This is a genomic window from Bradyrhizobium sp. UFLA05-89, assembly GCF_059803475.1.
Map to the genome: position 1 here is coordinate 12,667 of NZ_JBANBA010000110.1, position 19,280 is coordinate 31,946.

Here is a 19,280-nt window from a genome sequence, read left to right on the forward strand (position 1 = left end):
GAGGACCGTAGTACGAGGCGAGTCCGCCGAAGATCACCGTCCCGCGGTTATTAGTCGTTGGCTGCCCAAAGCGCCGCACAGAGGGCTTCAGTCACTTGCTTCGTCTTTGCCTTGCCGCCGAGATCGGGCGTGTGCAACTTTGGATCCATTGTCACGCGCTCTACGGCCCTTATCAGGCGGTCGGCTGCGGGCTTTTCGCCGAGGTGCTCTAGCATCATGGCCGCCGTCCAGAAGGTCGCGACCGGGTTGGCAATGCCCTTGCCGGTAATGTCAAACGCGGAGCCGTGGATCGGTTCAAACATCGAGGGCGCCTCGCGCTCGGGGTTGATGTTCGCGGTTGGCGCAATACCGAGAGAGCCAGCCAAGGCTGCGGCTAGATCTGAAAGGATATCAGCGTGGAGGTTGGTTGCCACGATCGTATCGAGGCTCTGCGGTTTCATCACCATGCGCATCGTCATGGCGTCCACTAGCATCTTGTCCCACGTCACGTCGGGGAATTCCTCGGCGACCTCCGTCGCGACCTCATCCCACATAACCATTGCGTGCCTTTGTGCGTTCGATTTGGTGACGACTGTCAGCAGCTTGCGAGGACGCGATTGCGCCAACTTGAAAGCGTACCGAATGATTCGTTGCACGCCTGGCCGCGTCATCACCGAAACATCCTGCGCAACTTCCATCGGAAGGCCCCTGTGTACACGGCCACCGACCCCGGAGTATTCGCCTTCCGAATTCTCGCGAACGATGACCCAGTCCAGCTCAGGCCCCGACACATGTCGTAGTGGGCTGGTGATACCTGGCAAAATGCGGGTCGGCCGCACGTTTGCGTATTGATCGAGCGGCTGGCAGATCGCCAACCGGAGGCCCCATAGCGTGGTGTGATCGGGGATATCCGGGGCGCCCACAGCGCCGAACAGGATGGCGTCAAACTTCCGAAGTTGGGCCGCGCCGCTTTCAGGCATCATGACACCGTGCCTCTTGTAATAGTCAGATCCCCAGTCGAATTCCGTGAAATTCAGCTGGAAGCCGCCATCCCGCTTGGCGCAAACCTTGAGCGCGTCAATCGCCGCGTCAACAACTTCAGGCCCGATACCGTCACCGGCTACTGCGGCGATGTTGTAGGTTTTCATAGTTTGTCTCTTGTTTGACTTGTCATTCCTCGAAGGGAACGTTGTTGGCTTCAATAACGCGCTTCCAGCGCGCGAGCTCGGTTTTCATCATGTTCGCTAGCTCCTGCGGATTGCGAATCTCGACATTGAACCCCAATGATTTTATTTGCTGTTGGAGGAGCGGATCGTCGGCCGCGTCGGCGAAACTTTTGTAGAGCTTCATAAGCCGGTTCGGATCTGTGTTTCGAGGAGCCAGGAATGCGTACCAGAGCTTTGCATCGACATTTGGAAGTCCAACATCCTTCATTGTGGGAACGTTAGGCATCGCGGCAACATGCGTGTTCGCCGTAACGGCCAGGAATTGCAGTTCCGCGGAGTCGATGAATGGTGCGGCATCGGCGACCGAAACGATGCCGAAATCGATGTGCGCTCCCAGAATGGCCTGCAGCACATCTGGATTCCCGCGGAACGGGACATGCGTGGCTTTGCCGTTGATATCGTTGAGGAGGAGGAGGGATGTCAGGTGGCCAATGGTGCCGACGCCGCCAGAGCCGAAGGTCAGATTTCCCTTTCTTGCACCTGCGATGAAGTCGTCCATCGAGCCGAATTTGAGCCCTGATCGGACAACGAGAACGAGCGGCACACTCCCAATTCCGGCGATCGGTCGAAAGTCGGTTTCGATGTTGTAGCGTGCCGTCTTTCTGATTGCGACTGCGCCGACAGCGGAGGAAGGCAACCCCACGATCGTGTAGCCGTCAGGCTCGGCTTTGGCCGCGGCCGTCATGCCGATCATGGTGCTGGCGCCGGGACGGTAGTCGTAGACAAATGGCTTGCCGACAATGCGGGCTGCCCTCTCGGTGAAGGCACGCGCGATCACGTCCCCTGGTCCTCCGGGTGGATTCGGGATGATGATTTTGATCGGCTGGACAGGATAGTCGTCGGCCAGGAGGGCTCCGGAGGCCGCGAGATAGCAAAGTAGCCAGATAGCCAATGAGAGCAGCCGGCTGATCCGCACGCAAGCACCCTTTTGGGAGGTAACAATTGAGCAGCTACTATTTCGACCGAGAAAAATTTACCTTCGTGCCGCCGCGGCCGCGCTAACGAAGCCGCAGCAGCATTATCTCTGAAATCGCATTCAGAAGGTCGGCAGAATGATTCTGAGGAATTCGGTCGGCTGAAGCGCCTTGATCGCGACTGGTCCTTCTCCCTTCTGAAATTCGAATGCGCTCCGCTCGCCGTGGTGGCTCTTTCCGTCAACCGTCACCGCGCCTTTGCTCAGGAAAAGGATCTCGATGGATGACTGCATGCCCGCGGAAAAGGTGGCGCCCTCATCCAGGCGGATCAGTCCGATACGGGTGTTGCGCTCGGTAAAGGTACCGAGGGTTTTCGTTGAGACACCTTTCTGCTCCGTCGGCATCCAGTCGTATGCCTCAGGATCCATAATGATGAAATTGTCATATCGAGGTTTGCTATACACGGACGGCTTTCCGGTCGCCTCCTCGTAACATGCTTCAGAGCCGTCCTTGTTGTGTCGCTGGCCCTTGTCGTCGACGTATGTATAGATGCCCTCCTTGAATGTGCCTTTCTTCGCAAGCGCCGCGTTGGCAGCTTCTCTTTGGGTGGGGCTGAGAAATCCTTGCCCGCTCGCGCCGCCGAATTGGCAGACCATCATCTCCAGGCCTTCCGGCCGATCTTGCGGTCCATAGTGGACGCTCTCGGGGAAGTAACCGACCGAGCCTTCCTTCATCACGACGCCCTTGGCGATTGGGTACTCGCCCTTCAGAACGTAGCGGACCTGATCGAACGTATGGCGGTGACGCGGAGTGGACCATCCGCCGCCACCAGTACGCCCCACGTTCAGCAGATAATTGTTGGGCGAGTTATCCTCGCCGAGCAGCAAGAACTTTTGGTCCAGAACACCTTCGCGCATGCTGCCGACGCGGCCGCCCGGTGCGGTTGAGGCTTCACCTACTCTCATCGCTTCCTCCTGTCGTGGTGGTCGACCACCTGTGTCTGTGTTCTGTACTACCCAACGCGAGCGCAGGCGTCACGAGCCTACAGTCTCGGGGGTATAAGGCGAGGCTATCGCCTCGCACTGACGCGGCGCCATTTGCTGTTAGGATGATCAGCGAAAACTCGCTGACGACGCTCTCTATCCGCTCTCCAGAAGAAAGGTCGTTTCCGAGTGTCCAGGTTGCAGGCGCGCCAGGGCCCCGACCCGGGCGAATTATGGAGGTCAAGAAGAATGAAGGTTTGTGTTTACGGGGCAGGCGCTGTTGGCGGACACCTCGCAGGCAGGCTCGCCAAAATCGGCCTCGAGGTCTCGCTCATCGCCAGGGGAGCGCATCTTGCTGCCATCGAGAAGAACGGGCTTCAGGTCGAAACAAAAGAGGGCGTCATTCACAGTTGGCCGACTGCCACGGACGATCCCAAGCAGCTTGGAACTCAGGACGTGGTGATCGTCACGCTCAAGGCGCCGTCACTGCCTCAAGCGACTGAGGGCCTAGGTGCATTGTTGCGGAAGGATACGCTGGTCGTCTTTGCCATGAATGGGATTCCCTGGTGGTATTTTCACGCTCACGGCGGTCCGCTCGACGGGACGAGACTGCCGCGCATCGACCCCGGTGATGTGGTTTGGCGGACCGTCGGACCTGAACGAGCCGTTGGAGCGGTCGCGTATACGGCATGCACCGTAAAGGCTCCCGGAGTGGTTCACGCCGAGAATCCGCGAAACCGCATAATACTGGGACGACCCGACGGCGCGGCCGATCCGCGCCTTGGATCGTTGGCCGATGCCATGGTCTCCAGCGGCCTTGAAGCCGAAACGTCCGCAAGGATTCGAGATGCAATTTGGGCGAAGCTGCTCATGAATCTCACGGGGGGAGCGCTCGCTACTCTGACCGGTTTCCCAATGAAGGAGGCGCTCTCGGATCCCGCGGTAGCGGTGGCCGCAGCTGTCATGACACGTGAAGGTGCCGAAATTGCGCGAGCCCTTGGCTGCGATCCCGGAGATCCAGAGGGCGGTCTGGCTCGCCTTTCCGTGTCGACGCATAAGCAGAGCATTCTGCAAGACCTGGAGCATGGCCGACCGATGGAGGTCGATGCGATGCTGCGGGTTCCACTAGACCTCGCGCGTTTGGCAAGCGTATCGACACCGACCTTGGATCTGATCATCGGCCTTGCCGTACAACGCGCGCGATCGGCCGGTCTATATACGGGTTAGGACAACAGACTGGGTCTGGTCGTGCCCACGGCCAGACCCTCGTCCGCGGCGCCCTCTTGGAAGCTGGGCGAGCCCTTGGTCCGTGGTCTGGGCGCCAACGGCGCCTCACCAGTCAAGCACCAGTCGCCCTGTCATCGATTTGGAAACGCAGGCGGCCATCAGCCGGTTGGACTTGCGCTCGTTTGGCAGAAGGAACGAATCTCGGTGGTCTGGCACGCCCTCCAACACGGTCGATAGGCAAGCACCGCAAGTGCCTTCGAAGCACGAGGACGGAATGGTCACGCCGGCCTCGGCGCATGCGTCGATGATCGATTGACCAGGAAACACTTTCACGTCGACGTTTGAGCGCTGGCATCGAACCGTGAAAGCCTCGAACGATCCTTCAGCGCCCTGGCGAGCGCCAGGCTTCGGCGCGAACCATTCGGTGTGGAACGATCGTCCCGCGGCAGTCGCGGCTTCTTCCAAATCAAGGAGAAATCCTTCTGACCCGCATGCGTAGACCACCGCAGCCGCGCCACTCTCGTCGAGCAGGGCCGCCAGATTGGGACGTCCTGTCTCTGACGTGAAGTAAACGTGCGCGTTACCGAGCTCCCGGAGAAGGTCTACGTAGGCGAGATCTTGTCGGCTGCGCCCGACATAGTCGAGGCGCCACGGTATCCGCTGCGTGCGCGCCGCATCTATCATCGACAGGATTGGCGTGATTCCGATTCCGCTTGCAAAGAAGTGATAGCTCTCGGCCGGCTTGAGAGGAAAGTTGTTGCGCGGCGAGCGCACGCGGACGGCATCCCCGATCTTCATCCGATGAATTGTCTCGGACCCGCCGCGTCCAGCTACCTCGTGCAGAACGGCAATGCGCCAGATACCTTGGTTGCTTGAACCTCCGACCAACGAATACGATCTTACGACGTCGCCGGGAAGCACGAGATCAATGTGCGCACCCGCAGTCCATTCCGGTAGGGCCGTCCCCGCGGGGGCGCGAAACTCCAGTTCGATGATGTCTTTCGCCAGCCGCCGGATGAGGCCGATCTGCAGGACGTGTTCTCCCCGACCCGTAGGGATAGGCGCGCCTGCGGTGTCGATCGACCGGGCATTGAACTTCACGGGTAGCTTGGATGGGCCGAGATGGGTCCATGTGCTCAACTCCGGTTGGCCGGCGAGCACGAAGTCGTCTGTCATCGCCAACAGTTCTTCAGTTGCAATGCGCAGCTGCGCCCGAGCCAGCGCGGCTCCGATGCACCGGTGGATGCCGTAACCCATCGCGATATGCTTGTTGGGCCTGCGGTCAAGGTTCACCGTGTCGGCATCTTCGAATACCGCGGCATCACGGTTTGCCGCCGAGAGCATGAAGCCGACTCGCGAGCCCTTCGGGATCACGGTCCCCCTGATCTCGACATCGCACGTCGTCCGGCGCCCGATGATCCGCGCCGGAGTCCAAACCCGAAGAATCTCTTCAATCGCCTGCGGAATTAGCCGCGGCTCGGTCCTTAACCGCTTCTGGTCGGCAGGCGTTGACGCGAGATGGCGTATCATGCTGCCAAGAGCGTTCGTGGTCGTCCCATGACCTGCTTGAAGAAACAGCCGAATGGTTCCGGCGACATCTTCATGCGTGAGCCGGCGGCCAGCTGCGGGCTCGTTAAGCAGCGCGCTGATGACGTCGTTGGAATCGTAGGGTGTCTTGCGGCGGGCATTGATCACGCCGTCGATGTACGAATAGATCTCGTCGTTCGCTTCCTTGTGAGCGGACGTATCTCCACTCGCACCGGCATCGATGATGCGGTTTATCGTCGTCTTAATCTTTTGAGCGTCCTCGACGGATAGACCGAGGAAAATGCATTGCACCCGGATGGGCATAAAAAAGGTGAAGGATTCGACCACGTCGACTTCCCCCGACGAGATGCATCGGCCGAGCAGCTCGCGCGCGGTTCGACGGATAACAGGCTCGATTAGGCGAATGCGATCCGGTGTGAAGAACCTATTCAACAGATCGCGGAACTGGTCGTGGATTGGAGGATCCACTTCGGCTGGCGCGCGGGGAGGGCGATCGGGGCCGGTGGCTTCCGGAATGGGTGTCTTTTGGGCGCTTGTGAATGTGTGATAGTCCAAGGCCGCATTGGTGATGTCCTCGTACCGGGTCAGGGCATAAAAGCCGCCGAAGCGATCGCTCCAAGCGACCGGGCACTTCTCGCGGAGATGGGCGTGAATATTGGTCGGATCGCCATGATGGGCGGGATCGAGGGGATCCCAGTCAGGGACTGGCTTTGACATTATTTTCCTTCTTTTTCAGTCTGGCTTCGCCAGGCAGGCGAGGCTCGGACGGACGATCGTCCGAGCCTCTGTTGTTTGCGCCGCGGCGACGACTATCCCGCCGTGCGCAGGACTGTTGCAGGGTCGGCGTTCGGCGTGGCCTCGGGCTCCAAGGCTTCAAGCGACCGTTGATTGGTCTCGACGCCGAATACCGCGAAGATCAAAGCTACGGTCGTGTACATTCCGGCGATCGCGCCGATGACACCCCCAACTCCATATCGGTCGAAAAGAGCAAGAACGATAAAGGGGGAAGCAATAAGCCCGGCGCGTCCGAACGTCTGCGCGACACCGCTGCCACGGAAGCGATATTCGGTCGGGAAGAACTCAGGCGCGATGCCCGAGCCCAGAGACAAGAACACCGATGCGCCTGCGGTCAGCAGAAAGCCGCAGACCATGATGAGCGGAGCCGAAGTCAAGAACGGGTAGATCGAGCCGAGAGCGGCGCAGATGAGACCGAATATGACGATGCCCCAGCGTCGCCCCAGACGATCGGCCAGCAGCACGACCATCAGTGATCCGGTAGCGAATCCCGCCATCATGGCAGTGTTATAGGCCAGCGATTTTGTGACGGTCAGGCCCTGCTTCACGAGGAATGTCGGCATCCAGCCCGTCATCGTATAAGAGCCGAATAAGCACGTGACGCTGACGATGATCGCGAGAAGAGTCCGCGCGATCACAGGACGCGACAGCAGTACGGCCGCGCTAACGTATCGCGGAGGCGGCGCGGGCACCGCGACGACCGGGGGAAGGGAACGACCCTGCGCGGCCTCCTGCTCGATGCTCTGCAGGACCTTTTCGGCCTCTTCGGTGCGACCAACCCGCTCCAGCCAACGGGGCGACTCCGGCAGCTTGCGGCGTTCCCACCATACCCACATGGTGCCCACGCCGCCGATGATGAACATGGCTCGCCAACCGAGCGTTGGAATCACGAGTAGAGCGGTCATAGCGGTGACAAAGACGCCAACGCCACCAAACACTGCAAACCACCCGATGTACCGGCCGCGCTGTTTGGGAGGCACGAATTCGGTGATGAGGCCGTACCCCATCACATATTCGGCGCCCATTCCGACGCTCATGATGGCGCGGATGAAGATCAGTGCATGAATGGAGGGGGCAAAGGCCGACAACAAAGCGCAGCTGCCGAAGATCGCCAGGTTGAACTGGTAGGCGAAACGTCGACCGAAGCGATCGCTCAACCAGCCGGCCGTAGCCGCGCCCACCGTCAGCCCAGCGAACGTCACGGACATGAAGAGCGAGTTCAGCTCGAGCGTGGACCAGCCGCTCTGGAGCAATGCCGCGAGCACCGAGCTGGAGAGCGTGTTGTCGAACGAATCGAAGAACACGCCCATGCTGACGAGCCACAGCATGCGGCGATGGAACGGCCCGATTGGCAGGCGATCCATTCGCGCGCCAGCGTTGACCGCGCCCGAGAAAGAAACGTCCTTGTTGGGTATCGCAGATGGCATTTTCGTCTATCCTCTCCTCGTTTAAAGCGAGCGCGCTGGCTCATCTTGTTGTGGTTTTGTGGTTGCCCCCGATCCAGTCAGGAATTCTGCTGGAAGAGGTCTTCCGCGTCTTCACCGAGTTCGGTCCACCAGACTTGTAGCTGGCCGGTGCCGGAAAGCCTGCCGCTAGCGCCTAGATCGATGGAAGCGCGGCGGCTTCGCGATCGAAACCGAACATCGCCTTCACCTCCAGGTATTCCTCGAGCCCGAAGACCCCCATTTCCCGGCCGTTGCCTGATTGTTTGTAGCCGCCCATGGGCGCAGCCACGCTGCCCGCTGCGCCGTTGAAGAAAATGCGTCCCGCCCTCAACCGGCGGCATACGGCTAGCCCTCTTTCGCGATCAGAAGAGAATACGTAGCCGCCGAGGCCGTAGGGCGTTTCGTTGGCAATAGCGACGGCTTCTTCTTCATCGTCGTAAGGCAGGACCGCGAGAACGGGTCCGAAGAGTTCCTCGCGCGCGATCGTCATCGTCTGCGTGACTTCCGAGAAAACGGTCGGCTTGACGAAATATCCCCGCCCGAAGCCTTCGGGGCGACCGACGCCGCCGCAAATTATTCGGGCTCCCTCGTCCAATCCCGCTTGGATATAACGTTGAATTCGCTCGAACTGCGTACGGTTGACGACTGGTCCCATGGTCGTATCCGAATCCTGGGGGGCGCCGATCCTCACTTTGGCTGCTTCGCGCGCCAAATGGCTGGCGAGATCGTCCATCTGGCTGCGGTGCACCAGGATTCGGCTGGGGGCGTGGCAAGACTGCCCCGCGTTGAAGAAACCGCGGGCAATGTTCCAGCGCGCCGCGGCTTCGAGATCGGCATCGCGCAGGACCACATTTGCCGATTTCCCGCCGAGCTCCTGCGCCACGCGCTTGACCGTGCTCGCAGCCGCTGCCGCGACGAGAATGCCCGCCCGGGTCGAGCCGGTGAACGAGATCATGTCCACCTCCGGATGGCGGCACAGCGCTTCACCCGCCTGAGGGCCATCTCCGATCACCAGGTTGAAGACGCCCTCTGGAACGCCCGCGTCGTCGAGTATCTCGGCGAGAACGATCGCGCTCAGGGGCGAGTACTCGCTCGGCTTGAAGACGATCGTGCAACCTGCGGCGAGCGCGTACGCGATCTTCGTGACTGGAGTCTGCACCGGCCAATTCCAGGGCGAGATCAGGCCGCAGACGCCGATCGCCTCCCTCCGGACGATCGACCCTCCGATGCGATGCTCGAACGAATAATCACGAAGGACCCTGGCAGCTTCCTTCCAATGGTCGATTGGACCCTGCGTCTGCACGGTCGCGCTTTTCGGTGACCCCATCTCCCGGGCGATCACGTTGGCCAGATCCGATTGTCGAGCAGCATACGCCGCCAGAATGCGCTCGAGCAGGGCAATCCGCTCGGCGACGGAAGATGCGCTGAAGTCGGCGAAAGCTTTGCGTGCAGCGGTGACTGCGCGATCGACGTCCTTGGCGGTCCCCATGCCGACGGTCGCAAAAGCTGCCTCGGTCGTCGGATCGACCAACTGAATCGTCTGCGGGCCAGCTGGTTCGATCCATTTGCCGCCAATGTAGAATTTTCGGTGCTGTTCCATATTCGGGTTCTGCTCTCGTGAGCCTCCCATGGGGCGAGGGTTCAATTGCTGTGGGTCAAGCCGCCGTCCGCGGCGATGGTTTGTCCAGTGATGAAGCCTGCTGCTCGCGTCGCGAGGAACATGACGAGGCCGACCAGATCCTCAGGCATCTGACCGCGCGGCAGACACTGCTCGCCGAGAACCCGTTGCCGGAATTCCGGACTGGGGTTGTGCGTTCGATCGACCTCGGTCGCTACCGCGCCTGGACGGATGCAATTGACCGTGATTCCGAACGGACCGAGTTCGCGGGCCAGCGAGTTGGTCATCCCGATGATCGCGGATTTCGACGTGACGTAGTGAAGATAATTGGCGACGCCACGCGGCACGGAATCGGAGGAGATGTTGACGATGCGGCCCCAGCCTGCCTTGCGCATCGACGGTGCGACGGCGCAGATGGAAAGATAGGTACCGGTTATGTTGACTCGCATAACCCTTTCCCATTCGTCGAATGGGATTTGATCGAATGGGACCTTGTTGAGGGTCGCAAAGATCGCGGCGTTGTTAATGAGCACGTCGATCCGGCCATAAGCGTCGGTCAGAGTTCGGACCATGTTATCCACGGACGAGCGTTCTGCGACGTCCACGCGGATGGCTTCGGCCTTTCCTCCCGCAGCCTCGATCTCTCGCTGGACCGCTTCGGCCTTTGCCAAATTGATGTCGGCGACTGCTGCGATGGCTCCCGCGGCGGCGAATTGTCTCGCTATTTCACGTCCCAGACCCTGACCTGCGCCGGTGACAAGCACAACGCGATCGGTGACGCTGAAATCTCGAGCGTGAGCTGGAACTCCGGAATCGGCCGGGGCGTGAATGGAAGTCCTGGCATCCATATTTAACTCTCTTGCTTCAGTTAGAAATTCGAGCGCGGTGCCGTCCGTCTGACGGGTGCCTAGGCGAACTGTCTGCGCATCTGGGTCGCTGCACTGATAAGAAAAGAAAGATCGTTTCCGGTAGACGCGTACCGAGCGCCGAGCGCGACAAGCTCTCTGATCAGATCGGGACGCGAGCCAAGCCCGCCCACACCAAGAGCCTTGTGATGAGTTCGGCAAGCCTCGAGGCAGCGCGCGTAGGCGTCGCGGACGAGCGGATGGTCGAGCTGCCCCGGAATACCGAGCGCGCCGCAGAGATCGTTGGCTCCCACGAGGAGGATGTCCACGCCATCAACGGCCGCTATCTGTTCGGCAGCAGCCAGCCCCGACGGGGACTCGATCATCGCGATGATCATGGTCGCCTCGTTCATCTGTCGGATAGTGTCTGCCGCCGGACCCGCGCGGAAATGCAATTGGGGCAGAAGGCCGGCCAGCGATCTGGTTCCGATCGGTGGATACTTCACGGCGCGCACGATGGATCGTGCGTCTTCCGCCGATTCCAGATGGGGCGCGATAATGCCGAGCGCGCCGCAATCGAGGACGCGCGCGATAAAACCAGCGTCGATGCTTGGAATGCGGACGAACGGCGCTATCCCCAGGCTTATACAAGCCAGACAGATCTGGCCCACCGTATCGAGGGAGAAACCATTGTGCTCCAGATCGATATAGACCGTGTCAAAGCCGGAGGTGCGAGCGATGCTGGCAATCTCAACCCCTCGAACCAGTCGGACCGTCATGGAATAGACGGTCTGATCGCGCGCCAGCTTTTCTCTGACGCAGTTTCGAAGCTGATCGTGTTCTGGAACCATTCTCTTTCCGGTCGCAAAGTCGCTCGCAGGCGAAGCGAAGAAGGTCAACTCAAAACGCAGATCAACTGCGCGACCGAAATATACATGCCTCGGTGCGAGCTTTAAGCGACAGTTCGGAGAGGGCGGGTCGGAGATATAGTGTCAGCTTATATGGCTGGGATCGCCAACGCTTCCGTGTCGCATGCTGGTAGCGCAAGATAGCGATAGCCCGCGGCGATGGTCGTTGGGCGCCTATCGAGGGCAAAAAAGCCCTGGCATGCGGCAGGATGCGCCAATTCGGAAAGAGGGAGGCGAGATGAGGTTCCGCGCTTAGCGCTGCGTCGCGGGAATTCCTGCGACGACTGATTTTCATAGAGAACCGGCCATGCGAGTTGCCTCCACCAAGGCGCACAGACGGCAATCATCAGTCGGCGCTGGACGGGACGGTCAGGAACATACAAGGACAACGTAATGCGCGGCATCGTTTTTCGCGGAAACTGCACTGTTGAACTCGCAACTGTCCCGGATCCGACTCCGGGCCCCGGCGAAGTGGTCGTTGAGATCAAGGCGTCTGGAATGTGCGGTAGTGATCTGCATTTCTATAGGCGCTCGCCCGAGCTTCTATCGCAGAAGCCGATCATCGCCGGCCACGAGCCATCCGGCATCGTTGCGGCCATCGGTCCGGGCGTAACGGGTCCACATGCGCGCGTCGGCGCGCGCGTCATGGTTCATCACTATCATGGCTGCACCGACTGCGAGCATTGCAGGTCGGGATGGCCCCAGATGTGCCAATCCGTCCCGGTGACGGTTTACGGCACGGATCAGCATGGCGCTCACGCGCCCTACATGAAGGTGCCGGCGGACACGTTGGTGCCCCTCGACGAGCGCCTGAGCTTTGCCGCAGGTGCTGCGATATCATGTGGGACAGGTACCGCGTGGGGAGCTTTTGAGCGGATGGGGCTGACGGGTCGCGATACGATTGCGATCTTTGGTCAGGGACCTGTGGGCCTATCCGCGACGCTTCTCGCCAAGGCGCAAGGGGCGCGCGTGATCGCTCTCGATATTGACGATAATCGACTTGCAACCGCCAAGGCGTTCGGTGCCGACTTCGTCGTAAACTCGCGGGAGGGAGATGTCCCCGACGCAATTCGAAGTCTGACCAAAGGCCGCGGTGCGACCATGGCGCTCGAGACCGCGGGCGCCGCTGCCGCCGGGCAGGATGCGCTGCGCTGCGTCCAGCCCTGGGGCACGATAGGTCTCGTCGGCCTGGGGGCCGAGATCAAATTGTCACTCGCCCAGATGCTCCGCAGACAGCTTCGCATCTTCACGTCGTGGACGATGTCGATCCAAGCGCAACGCGCGTGCGCGGAATTCGTGATCGAACGCGGGATCGATCTCGACAGGCTATTCACCGATCAATGGAGACTCGATCAGGCGGAGGAGGCCTATCACAGCTTCAACCGTCAGAGCGCAGGCAAGGGCGTGTTCCTAATGTAGCCGGCGACAGCAGGGGACTGTGTGTACGCGTTGTCGCGACCTGACCGAAGCGCGCGCGAATTTTTCCGAGAAAGACAGTTGATGAACCAGCAAATGCCGCCGTCCCAACTTTGCGCTGCCGCGCAGGGATTCCTGTCACGCGGACAATACGGCCTTTTCATTGATGGGCATGAGATCGCGGCGACATCGAACAAGGTGTTCAACACGATAGATCCATCGACCGGCGGCGTGATCGGTTCGCTTGCGGAGGGAGATGAAGCCGACATTGATCTCGCGGTTCGCTCCGCCCGGCGAGCCTTTCATGGTCCCTGGAGCCGCTGGACTCCTTATGAACGTCAAGCACTGCTCTACCGAGCGCACGAGGTGATTGACAGAAATTTTGAGGAACTGGCCGAGATCGAGGCTGTCGACATGGGCGCACCGATCTCCCGAGTAAGGGGGTCCAAGTCCGGCGTGTTGAAGATGATCCTCTTCTTCGCGTCGCAGGCCGGAAATATCGTCGGCGAGACGCTTCCCAATGGTCTGCCGGGTGAGGTGACGACCTTGTCCTTCAAGGCCCCGGTGGGCGTCATCGGCGGCATCATTCCATGGAATGGTCCGCTGAACAGCCAGTTCTGGCTCATCGGCGCCGTGCTTGCGACCGGCTGCACGGCGGTGCTCAAGCCGGCAGAGGACGCGTCCCTCTCGGTGTTGCGCGTCACGGAGCTTCTTCACGAGGTCGGCCTGCCCTCCGGGGTCGTAAACGTCGTCACCGGATTCGGGGGCGCCGCTGGCGCTGCCCTTGCGCGACATCCCGATGTCGACCGTATCGCCTTCACGGGTTCGACGGCGACGGGACGGAAGATCATCGAAGCATCGACCGTCAACATCAAGAAGTTGCAGCTGGAGCTGGGCGGCAAATCGCCGGATATCATTTTTTCCGATGCGGATCTCGACAAGGCGGTGCCGGGCGCCGTAATGGGAGTGTTCGCGAACTCCGGTCAGATCTGTTTTGCGGGCACACGCGTATTCGTCCAGCGCCCAATCGTGCAGGAGTTCTGCGCACGTGCCGCCGACTTTGCGCGTGCTATCCGGGTGGGATCGGCGCTGGATGCCAACGCCCAGCTTGGGCCACTCATTTCGGGTCGGCAGCTGGATCGCGTCATGTCTTACATCGAGCTCGGACCAAGAGAAGGAGCACGTCTAGTTTGTGGCGGCGAGCGCCTGGGTGGCGCTCTGGCGGACGGCTATTTCGTCACGCCGGCGATTTTCGCTGAAGTCGACAACTCGATGCGCATAGCGCAGGAGGAGATCTTCGGTCCCGTGCTCTCGGTGATCCCCTTTGACACCTTGGAGGAGGCGATCGCGCTAGCCAACCAAACGGATTACGGCTTGGGAGGCGCGGTTTGGAGTCAGAATGTCTCCACCGCTCTCAAGGTCGTCAAAGGCGTGCACACCGGCGTCATGTGGGTGAATTGTTATGGACTGATTGATCCCCTAGTTGGCTTTGGCGGCACCAAGCAAAGCGGATACGGCGCCAAGGGCGGTCGTGCCCATCTGGACACGTATCTCTACTCCAAGAACGTTTACATCAACACCTGAATCAAAACGGTCGCGCACCGCGACCTAACTGTCAGAACCCTCGAAGGAAGTCGGATGCTTGAAAAAATCGCGAAGCCTCAACTAAAGGACCCAGATCTGCTGCGCAGCGAGAACTATATCGACGGCGAATGGGTTGTGGCCGACGGCGGCGCCGTGATGGAAATTCGCAATCCATCGACAGGCAGGCCGTTGGGGACAGTTCCCGCGATGGGACGTACCGAAACGCGTCGGGCCATCGATGCGGCAAGAGCGGCGTTCCCGAAGTGGCGGGCGATGGTGGCAAAGGAGCGAGGCGCGATCATCCGCAGGATTGCGGACCTGATGATCGCGAACGCGGATGATCTCGCGCTCATCATGACCGCCGAACAAGGTAAGCCCCTGGCCGAGTCGAAAGGCGAGATCGCCTATGCTGCCGGATTCCTGGAATGGTTCGCGGAAGAAGGGCGGCGCGTCTATGGGGAGACGATCCCCGCGCATGTCCCGGATCGGCGGGTCGTGGTAACGAAGGAGCCGATCGGCGTTTTCGCAGCGATCACGCCTTGGAACTTCCCTTCCGCGATGATCACACGCAAAGCTGGTCCGGGATGGGCCGCGGGTTGCACAGGAATTATCCGTCCCGCGAGCCAAACACCCTTCTCTGCACTCGCTCTAGCAGTCCTTGCCGAACGGAGCGGCATGCCCCGAGGTGTATGCAACGTCATCACCGGTCCATCCAGCGCCACCGGAAGGGAGCTCACGGAAAATCCATCCGTGCGCAAGCTCTCCTTCACTGGCTCAACCGAAGTAGGTCGCATGCTGCTCGAACAGTGCGCGAAGACAATCAAAAAGACCTCAATGGAGCTGGGCGGGAATGCACCGTTCATCGTGTTTGACGATGCCGATCTCGACGAAGCAGTGAAGGGCGTGATGGCGTCGAAATTTCGCAATACTGGCCAGACCTGTGTCTGTGCAAATCGGATTCTCGTGCAGGACGGTGTTTACGAGACGTTCACTGCCAAACTGAAAGCGGCTGTGGAGAAGCTTCAGGTGGGTGACGGCATGGAGGCTGGCGTAAGTCAAGGTCCGCTAATCAACCACGATGCGGTTCTCAAGGTCGAGGAACACATTGCCGACGCTCGCGCCAAGGGCGCCGCGATCGTAACGGGAGGGAAGCGGCATGCGCGGGGTGGCAACTTCTACGAGCCGACCGTGCTGGCGGATGTGTCACGCGATGCGCTGATCTTTCGCGAGGAGACCTTCGGTCCCGTTGCTCCTCTCTTTCGTTTCAGGACGGAAGACGAGGCGGTGCGATTGGCAAACGACACGCCATTCGGGTTGGCCAGCTACTTCTATGCACGCGACGTCGGTCGGATATTTCGCGTCGCGGAGGCTCTGGAATACGGCATCGTCGGGATCAACGAGGGACTGATTTCTACACCCGAGGTCCCGTTCGGTGGCGTCAAGCAAAGTGGGATCGGACGGGAAGGTAGCAGCCATGGGATCGACGAGTACCTTGAGATCAAATACATGGCCCTCGGTGGGGTCTAATTGACTCGCGTTTGGACAGGGCAATCCACAGCGTTCAGGGCTGACAGTTCAATTCAGGACCCAAGTCGATACCGGCGGCCGCAATCTGACCGACGAGACTGCGACTCGCCTCGGTCAGCGGATTCCGCTCGCGGAATATGACAGCGATATCGCGGTTGAGCAGCGGTCCAGTGATGTCGAGGGCCCTGATCCGCCCCGCCTGGACATCGGAATCTATGGCGGAGGCCGGCAGTAGCGCGAGACTGTCGCTCCCGGCGACAATGGCCTTGATGCAGTTCACCGTCCCGCACTCCGTCAATTGTACCGGAAGGTCAACGCTCTCTGACGCGAGCAGCTTCTCGAGCAGTGTTCTCTGCCTGCCGACCATCTGGATGATCCACGGAAATTTCGCGAGATGCAGCCATGAGGGATTTTCCAATGCAGAGACGGGATGATCCGGCCGGGAGATGACATACAGCCGGTCGCGGAAAAGGACTCTTTGCTTGAGTCCCTCGAGGTATCCGTAGTTTTCCGTCTGGGCGACGATGAAGTCCACTTCCCCGCGCATGAGGCTGAGCAGGAGTTCGAGCTGGATTTTCTCTGCGACGCGGAGAATTGTCGTTGGATGATTGTCTCGCCACTTGCAGATCGCTTGCGGTACGATGGAATTGGCAAGGCTCGGCAGGGTGCCGAAAGCGACGGCAGAGTGTGTTCGCTCATCCGATAGCTTCATCCTGCTTTCCGCGAGCTTCAATTCATCACGGATGAGCCGCGCGTGGGCGTAGAGAACCTCTCCCATCGGGGTGGGCTTGACCCCGATCGGGCTGCGCTCGAGAAGCGGACCGCCAACGCTCTCTTCCAAACGATCGATCGAAACGGACAATGCTGGCTGTGAAATCAGCAGCTCCTTGGCCGCCTTCTTGAGGCTCCCGCTCTCGATGACCGACGCGAAGTAAAGCAGTTTCTTGGGATCCAACTTCTACCTCCGATCCAACCGGACTCTCTTTTTGCTTTTTTGTCCGGAAAGGACACCCGCTCGGTGGCAAATTCCGATCGGCTTCTCCCGTCTGGCGGGGGTATAGCATAAATCTATATCCCCGATGAAGGGACACGTTGGTGAGATAGGGTCGCGGACCGAGCGGCCCCGGCCCCACGCCCCCCTTAAAGCGGCCGGGGCCTTTTGGTCCATCTAGCGCACGCGGGCTTCATCGCGCATCCTGGCGCCGTCTGCCTCGGGGCTGGCCTGAGCAGACCTTTCGCCCTGTGCTGCGGATTAGGTGCGCACCTCCAGACGGCACGGGGCCGACTGGTCCACTCAATGCGATCCTCGCCGTGGCTCAACAATCGCGCGTAAGTCCCGCTCTCGTGTAGCTCGAGCCAGCCGCGCTCGACCGCCATCTTGATGCCCGCACCGAACTCCGGGCCGGTGGCCTTCAGTGTGTAATCCCCCGACGCCCTCGGGCGTGTCGATGTGCTAATGGTGACGCTCTTAAGCGAGCAGCCCCGTGCACGGTCCTCGCTAGCAGCGGCGCTTCCTTATTTGGAAATGCCTGCTAAGCAATTGATATTACTAGAGGCGAATTCGACCATTTTTTCCAAACGCGGCTTGAAATCGTTGAATAATCAAACTGTTTTTGATTCCGCCATTCGGAGGTTCGATCCCTCCCGCCCCAGCCAGGGCAACGTCCTAAATTTCCTTCGATTTCCGCACCACGCTCGGCAATGCCAACGTCAAGACGCCCAAAGGGCAATTTCGACGGCGGGATGCGCTCAAACCGGACTATCGTTGAATGGCCTTGATCCATTTGGCCGATCTTAGCCCAGACTTCCCTACGATGGACTGGAGCGAGGGGTCAATGTTGTCAGTTGGTTAGAGGACCGCGTGTGCACGACGTGTGCACCGCGAGATCAAAGAAAATCTCACTCTAAGTAACATCAGCACACTCTTTCAGGCGTGTCTGAACGTCACTCCGAGTGATTTCTGGTGAAGCCGCACTTGCTGGGAGTTTGAGACACGGCGCGTTCGATCACTTGTGCCGGAATTTCGATCGAGGCTATCACGCTTCCTGTCGACGCATCACGGTAGCCAACCTGACGCGGTAAATGCGCGACGAATTTCCCGCAGTTGTTGAGCCATGGTCGCCTCCGGTACTCAACGTCCTTTGAAATATTCGTAACACCATCCGGGTGGGTGTCGAGAGCAAACCCGCCAGCGAGGATTCAACCAAGCGAGACCGCCTGCGCCACCATAAGGCCAGCACCCAGGATGCAGATTAGGCCGCCAAAAAGCTCAAAGACCGACGGCCCGGGGCGGCCCACCGCTAACAGCGCAAGGATGGTCGCAATGCCGAACCGAATGCCCTGTGGCGTGAGGCTATCCCACCCGATAATATCCCAGCCGATAACTGAAAGAAGAGTCATTTCCTGGCTCCTGTATTTGAAACCTTTGTTGCCCGGATTTCCGCGCACGCGTGGCGGGTGACAGCGTCGAAGGTGCGTCTGGCGGGGGCGACTGAGGCAGAGCGCGTCGAAAGATCGCAGCCGCCCGTGTAGGGCCCTATCGCCAGTCAAGGCTCGTTGACGATGCTCGGTGGAGAATACTTGGCATGGCTCTCGCCGTCCTCGGCGTAGCCACGCTCCCACGCGCCAGAGGCGAGAAAGCCCGCATAACTCAATCCTTCATCCCCGACAAGCCGAGTCGTCGGCCCGAGCCGCTGATTGAGAAGTAGCGTCGCAAAGCAGCGGAGCAGCTCTGATCTTGGCTCGTCCTGTTCAACCCACAGAAATTGCCCTATCTCGCTGACCTCGAGGAAGATATGTTGAAGCGCCGGCGCCGATATCACCGCAAGAAGCGCCGCCGGCGGCTGGCGGCACACCGCCGACGGTTGCGGTAGGACTGAAACAAAAGAGGCCGCCGACCAAGGCGGCCCAACTGCTGTCGCCACCGCTAGCAGGATAACGACTACGATGATGGCGATGCCTTCACCCCCAGGGTGCCCCTGAGCCGCAATAATTGGCCATTCCCTGACATGCAAATCTGCGAAACGCTTGAGCCCGACTTAACCGCAACCTTACGCCGGTGGACGATACGGATATGCGCACCGCGAACGGTCCGCCAGCTATGGGAAATTCTAATCCGAGCCATTTAACCTCCAAGGTTCAACGAACAGTAACGGTTGTCTCAGCAAGGTGTATTCCAACACACGCCCGGGATAGCCGATCCCAAGCTCAACGACCGTGATGCGCGTCACTGGAACTTCGGCCACATGACGAAGGTGCTTCTAAG

Annotated in this window: 14 protein-coding genes; 4 read left to right on the forward strand and 10 right to left on the reverse strand. The window is 60.0% G+C overall.

All coding sequences use genetic code 11. The features are described 5' to 3' along the window. Positions 1-50: 50 nt before the first annotated feature. From SO139_RS37005 to SO139_RS37015, 3 genes are all read right to left on the reverse strand, one after another. Positions 51-1,127 carry a tartrate dehydrogenase gene (locus SO139_RS37005; RefSeq protein ID WP_449382359.1) on the reverse strand — a complete coding sequence of 359 codons (1,077 nt, stop codon included), beginning with the start codon at positions 1,125-1,127 and terminating at the stop codon, positions 51-53. Between the two features lie 22 nt (positions 1,128-1,149). Next, the gene (locus tag SO139_RS37010) at positions 1,150-2,121 is read right to left on the reverse strand and encodes a Bug family tripartite tricarboxylate transporter substrate binding protein (protein WP_449382360.1); all 972 of its coding nucleotides are present in this window, start codon (positions 2,119-2,121) and stop codon (positions 1,150-1,152) included. 120 nt (positions 2,122-2,241) lie between these two features. Next, complete coding sequence (locus SO139_RS37015; protein ID WP_474802511.1) at positions 2,242-3,084, reverse strand: hypothetical protein; 843 nt, start codon at positions 3,082-3,084, stop codon at positions 2,242-2,244. A 216-nt stretch (positions 3,085-3,300) separates the two neighbouring features. Between SO139_RS37015 and SO139_RS37020 the strand changes: the two genes are divergently transcribed. Then, the gene (locus tag SO139_RS37020) at positions 3,301-4,329 is read left to right on the forward strand and encodes a ketopantoate reductase family protein (RefSeq protein ID WP_498541568.1); all 1,029 of its coding nucleotides are present in this window, start codon (positions 3,301-3,303) and stop codon (positions 4,327-4,329) included. Between the two features lie 105 nt (positions 4,330-4,434). Here the strand turns inward: SO139_RS37020 and SO139_RS37025 are convergent, their stop codons facing one another. The 5 genes from SO139_RS37025 to SO139_RS37045 form a co-directional block, all read right to left on the reverse strand. After that, entirely contained in the window at positions 4,435-6,594 is a 2,160-nt protein-coding gene (locus SO139_RS37025; protein WP_474802507.1) for a cytochrome P450/oxidoreductase, read from the reverse strand. Between the two features lie 92 nt (positions 6,595-6,686). Further along, positions 6,687-8,099 (reverse strand): MFS transporter, encoded by a 1,413-nt coding sequence (locus SO139_RS37030; RefSeq protein WP_474802505.1) that lies wholly within the window; start codon positions 8,097-8,099, stop codon positions 6,687-6,689. 172 nt (positions 8,100-8,271) lie between these two features. Beyond that, positions 8,272-9,717 carry an aldehyde dehydrogenase family protein gene (locus SO139_RS37035; RefSeq protein WP_474802503.1) on the reverse strand — a complete coding sequence of 482 codons (1,446 nt, stop codon included), beginning with the start codon at positions 9,715-9,717 and terminating at the stop codon, positions 8,272-8,274. Positions 9,718-9,758: 41 nt separating this feature from the next. After that, positions 9,759-10,499, reverse strand: a complete 741-nt coding sequence (locus SO139_RS37040) for an SDR family NAD(P)-dependent oxidoreductase (RefSeq protein WP_474802501.1) — start codon at positions 10,497-10,499, stop codon at positions 9,759-9,761. A gap of 143 nt (positions 10,500-10,642) precedes the next feature. Beyond that, on the reverse strand, positions 10,643-11,431 hold the full coding sequence (locus SO139_RS37045; protein WP_474802499.1) for an HpcH/HpaI aldolase family protein: 789 nt from the start codon (positions 11,429-11,431) through the stop codon (positions 10,643-10,645). A gap of 450 nt (positions 11,432-11,881) precedes the next feature. Here SO139_RS37045 and SO139_RS37050 point away from each other — a divergent pair, with 450 nt between their 5' ends. From SO139_RS37050 to SO139_RS37060, 3 genes are all read left to right on the forward strand, one after another. Further along, positions 11,882-12,907, forward strand: coding sequence for a zinc-dependent alcohol dehydrogenase family protein (locus SO139_RS37050; RefSeq protein ID WP_474802497.1), 1,026 nt, complete (start codon positions 11,882-11,884; stop codon positions 12,905-12,907). 81 nt (positions 12,908-12,988) lie between these two features. Continuing rightward, positions 12,989-14,488 carry an aldehyde dehydrogenase family protein gene (locus SO139_RS37055; protein WP_474802495.1) on the forward strand — a complete coding sequence of 500 codons (1,500 nt, stop codon included), beginning with the start codon at positions 12,989-12,991 and terminating at the stop codon, positions 14,486-14,488. Positions 14,489-14,542: 54 nt separating this feature from the next. After that, positions 14,543-16,015: an NAD-dependent succinate-semialdehyde dehydrogenase gene (locus SO139_RS37060; protein ID WP_449382368.1), complete on the forward strand. Its 1,473-nt coding sequence runs from the start codon at positions 14,543-14,545 to the stop codon at positions 16,013-16,015. Positions 16,016-16,049: 34 nt separating this feature from the next. Here SO139_RS37060 and SO139_RS37065 read toward each other — a convergent pair whose 3' ends face one another. Together SO139_RS37065 and SO139_RS37070 are read right to left on the reverse strand one after the other, a co-directional pair. After that, the gene (locus tag SO139_RS37065; protein ID WP_449382369.1) at positions 16,050-16,970 is read right to left on the reverse strand and encodes a LysR family transcriptional regulator; all 921 of its coding nucleotides are present in this window, start codon (positions 16,968-16,970) and stop codon (positions 16,050-16,052) included. A 1,244-nt stretch (positions 16,971-18,214) separates the two neighbouring features. Next, entirely contained in the window at positions 18,215-18,415 is a 201-nt protein-coding gene (locus tag SO139_RS37070; RefSeq protein WP_449382370.1) for a hypothetical protein, read from the reverse strand. Positions 18,416-19,280: the final 865 nt, after the last annotated feature.

Excerpts from the sequence above, each read along its gene's own strand:
- SO139_RS37005 (WP_449382359.1), bottom strand. The coding sequence starts at position 1,127 with ATGAAAACCTACAACATCGCCGCAGTAGCCGGTGACGGTATCGGGCCT.
- SO139_RS37015 (WP_474802511.1), bottom strand. The coding sequence starts at position 3,084 with ATGAGAGTAGGTGAAGCCTCAACCGCACCGGGCGGCCGCGTCGGCAGC.
- SO139_RS37025 (WP_474802507.1), bottom strand. The coding sequence starts at position 6,594 with ATGTCAAAGCCAGTCCCTGACTGGGATCCCCTCGATCCCGCCCATCAT.
- SO139_RS37030 (WP_474802505.1), bottom strand. The coding sequence starts at position 8,099 with ATGCCATCTGCGATACCCAACAAGGACGTTTCTTTCTCGGGCGCGGTC.
- SO139_RS37035 (WP_474802503.1), bottom strand. The coding sequence starts at position 9,717 with ATGGAACAGCACCGAAAATTCTACATTGGCGGCAAATGGATCGAACCA.
- SO139_RS37045 (WP_474802499.1), bottom strand. The coding sequence starts at position 11,431 with ATGGTTCCAGAACACGATCAGCTTCGAAACTGCGTCAGAGAAAAGCTG.
- SO139_RS37050 (WP_474802497.1), top strand. The coding sequence starts at position 11,882 with ATGCGCGGCATCGTTTTTCGCGGAAACTGCACTGTTGAACTCGCAACT.
- SO139_RS37055 (WP_474802495.1), top strand. The coding sequence starts at position 12,989 with ATGAACCAGCAAATGCCGCCGTCCCAACTTTGCGCTGCCGCGCAGGGA.
- SO139_RS37060 (WP_449382368.1), top strand. The coding sequence starts at position 14,543 with ATGCTTGAAAAAATCGCGAAGCCTCAACTAAAGGACCCAGATCTGCTG.
- SO139_RS37070 (WP_449382370.1), bottom strand. The coding sequence starts at position 18,415 with ATGACTCTTCTTTCAGTTATCGGCTGGGATATTATCGGGTGGGATAGC.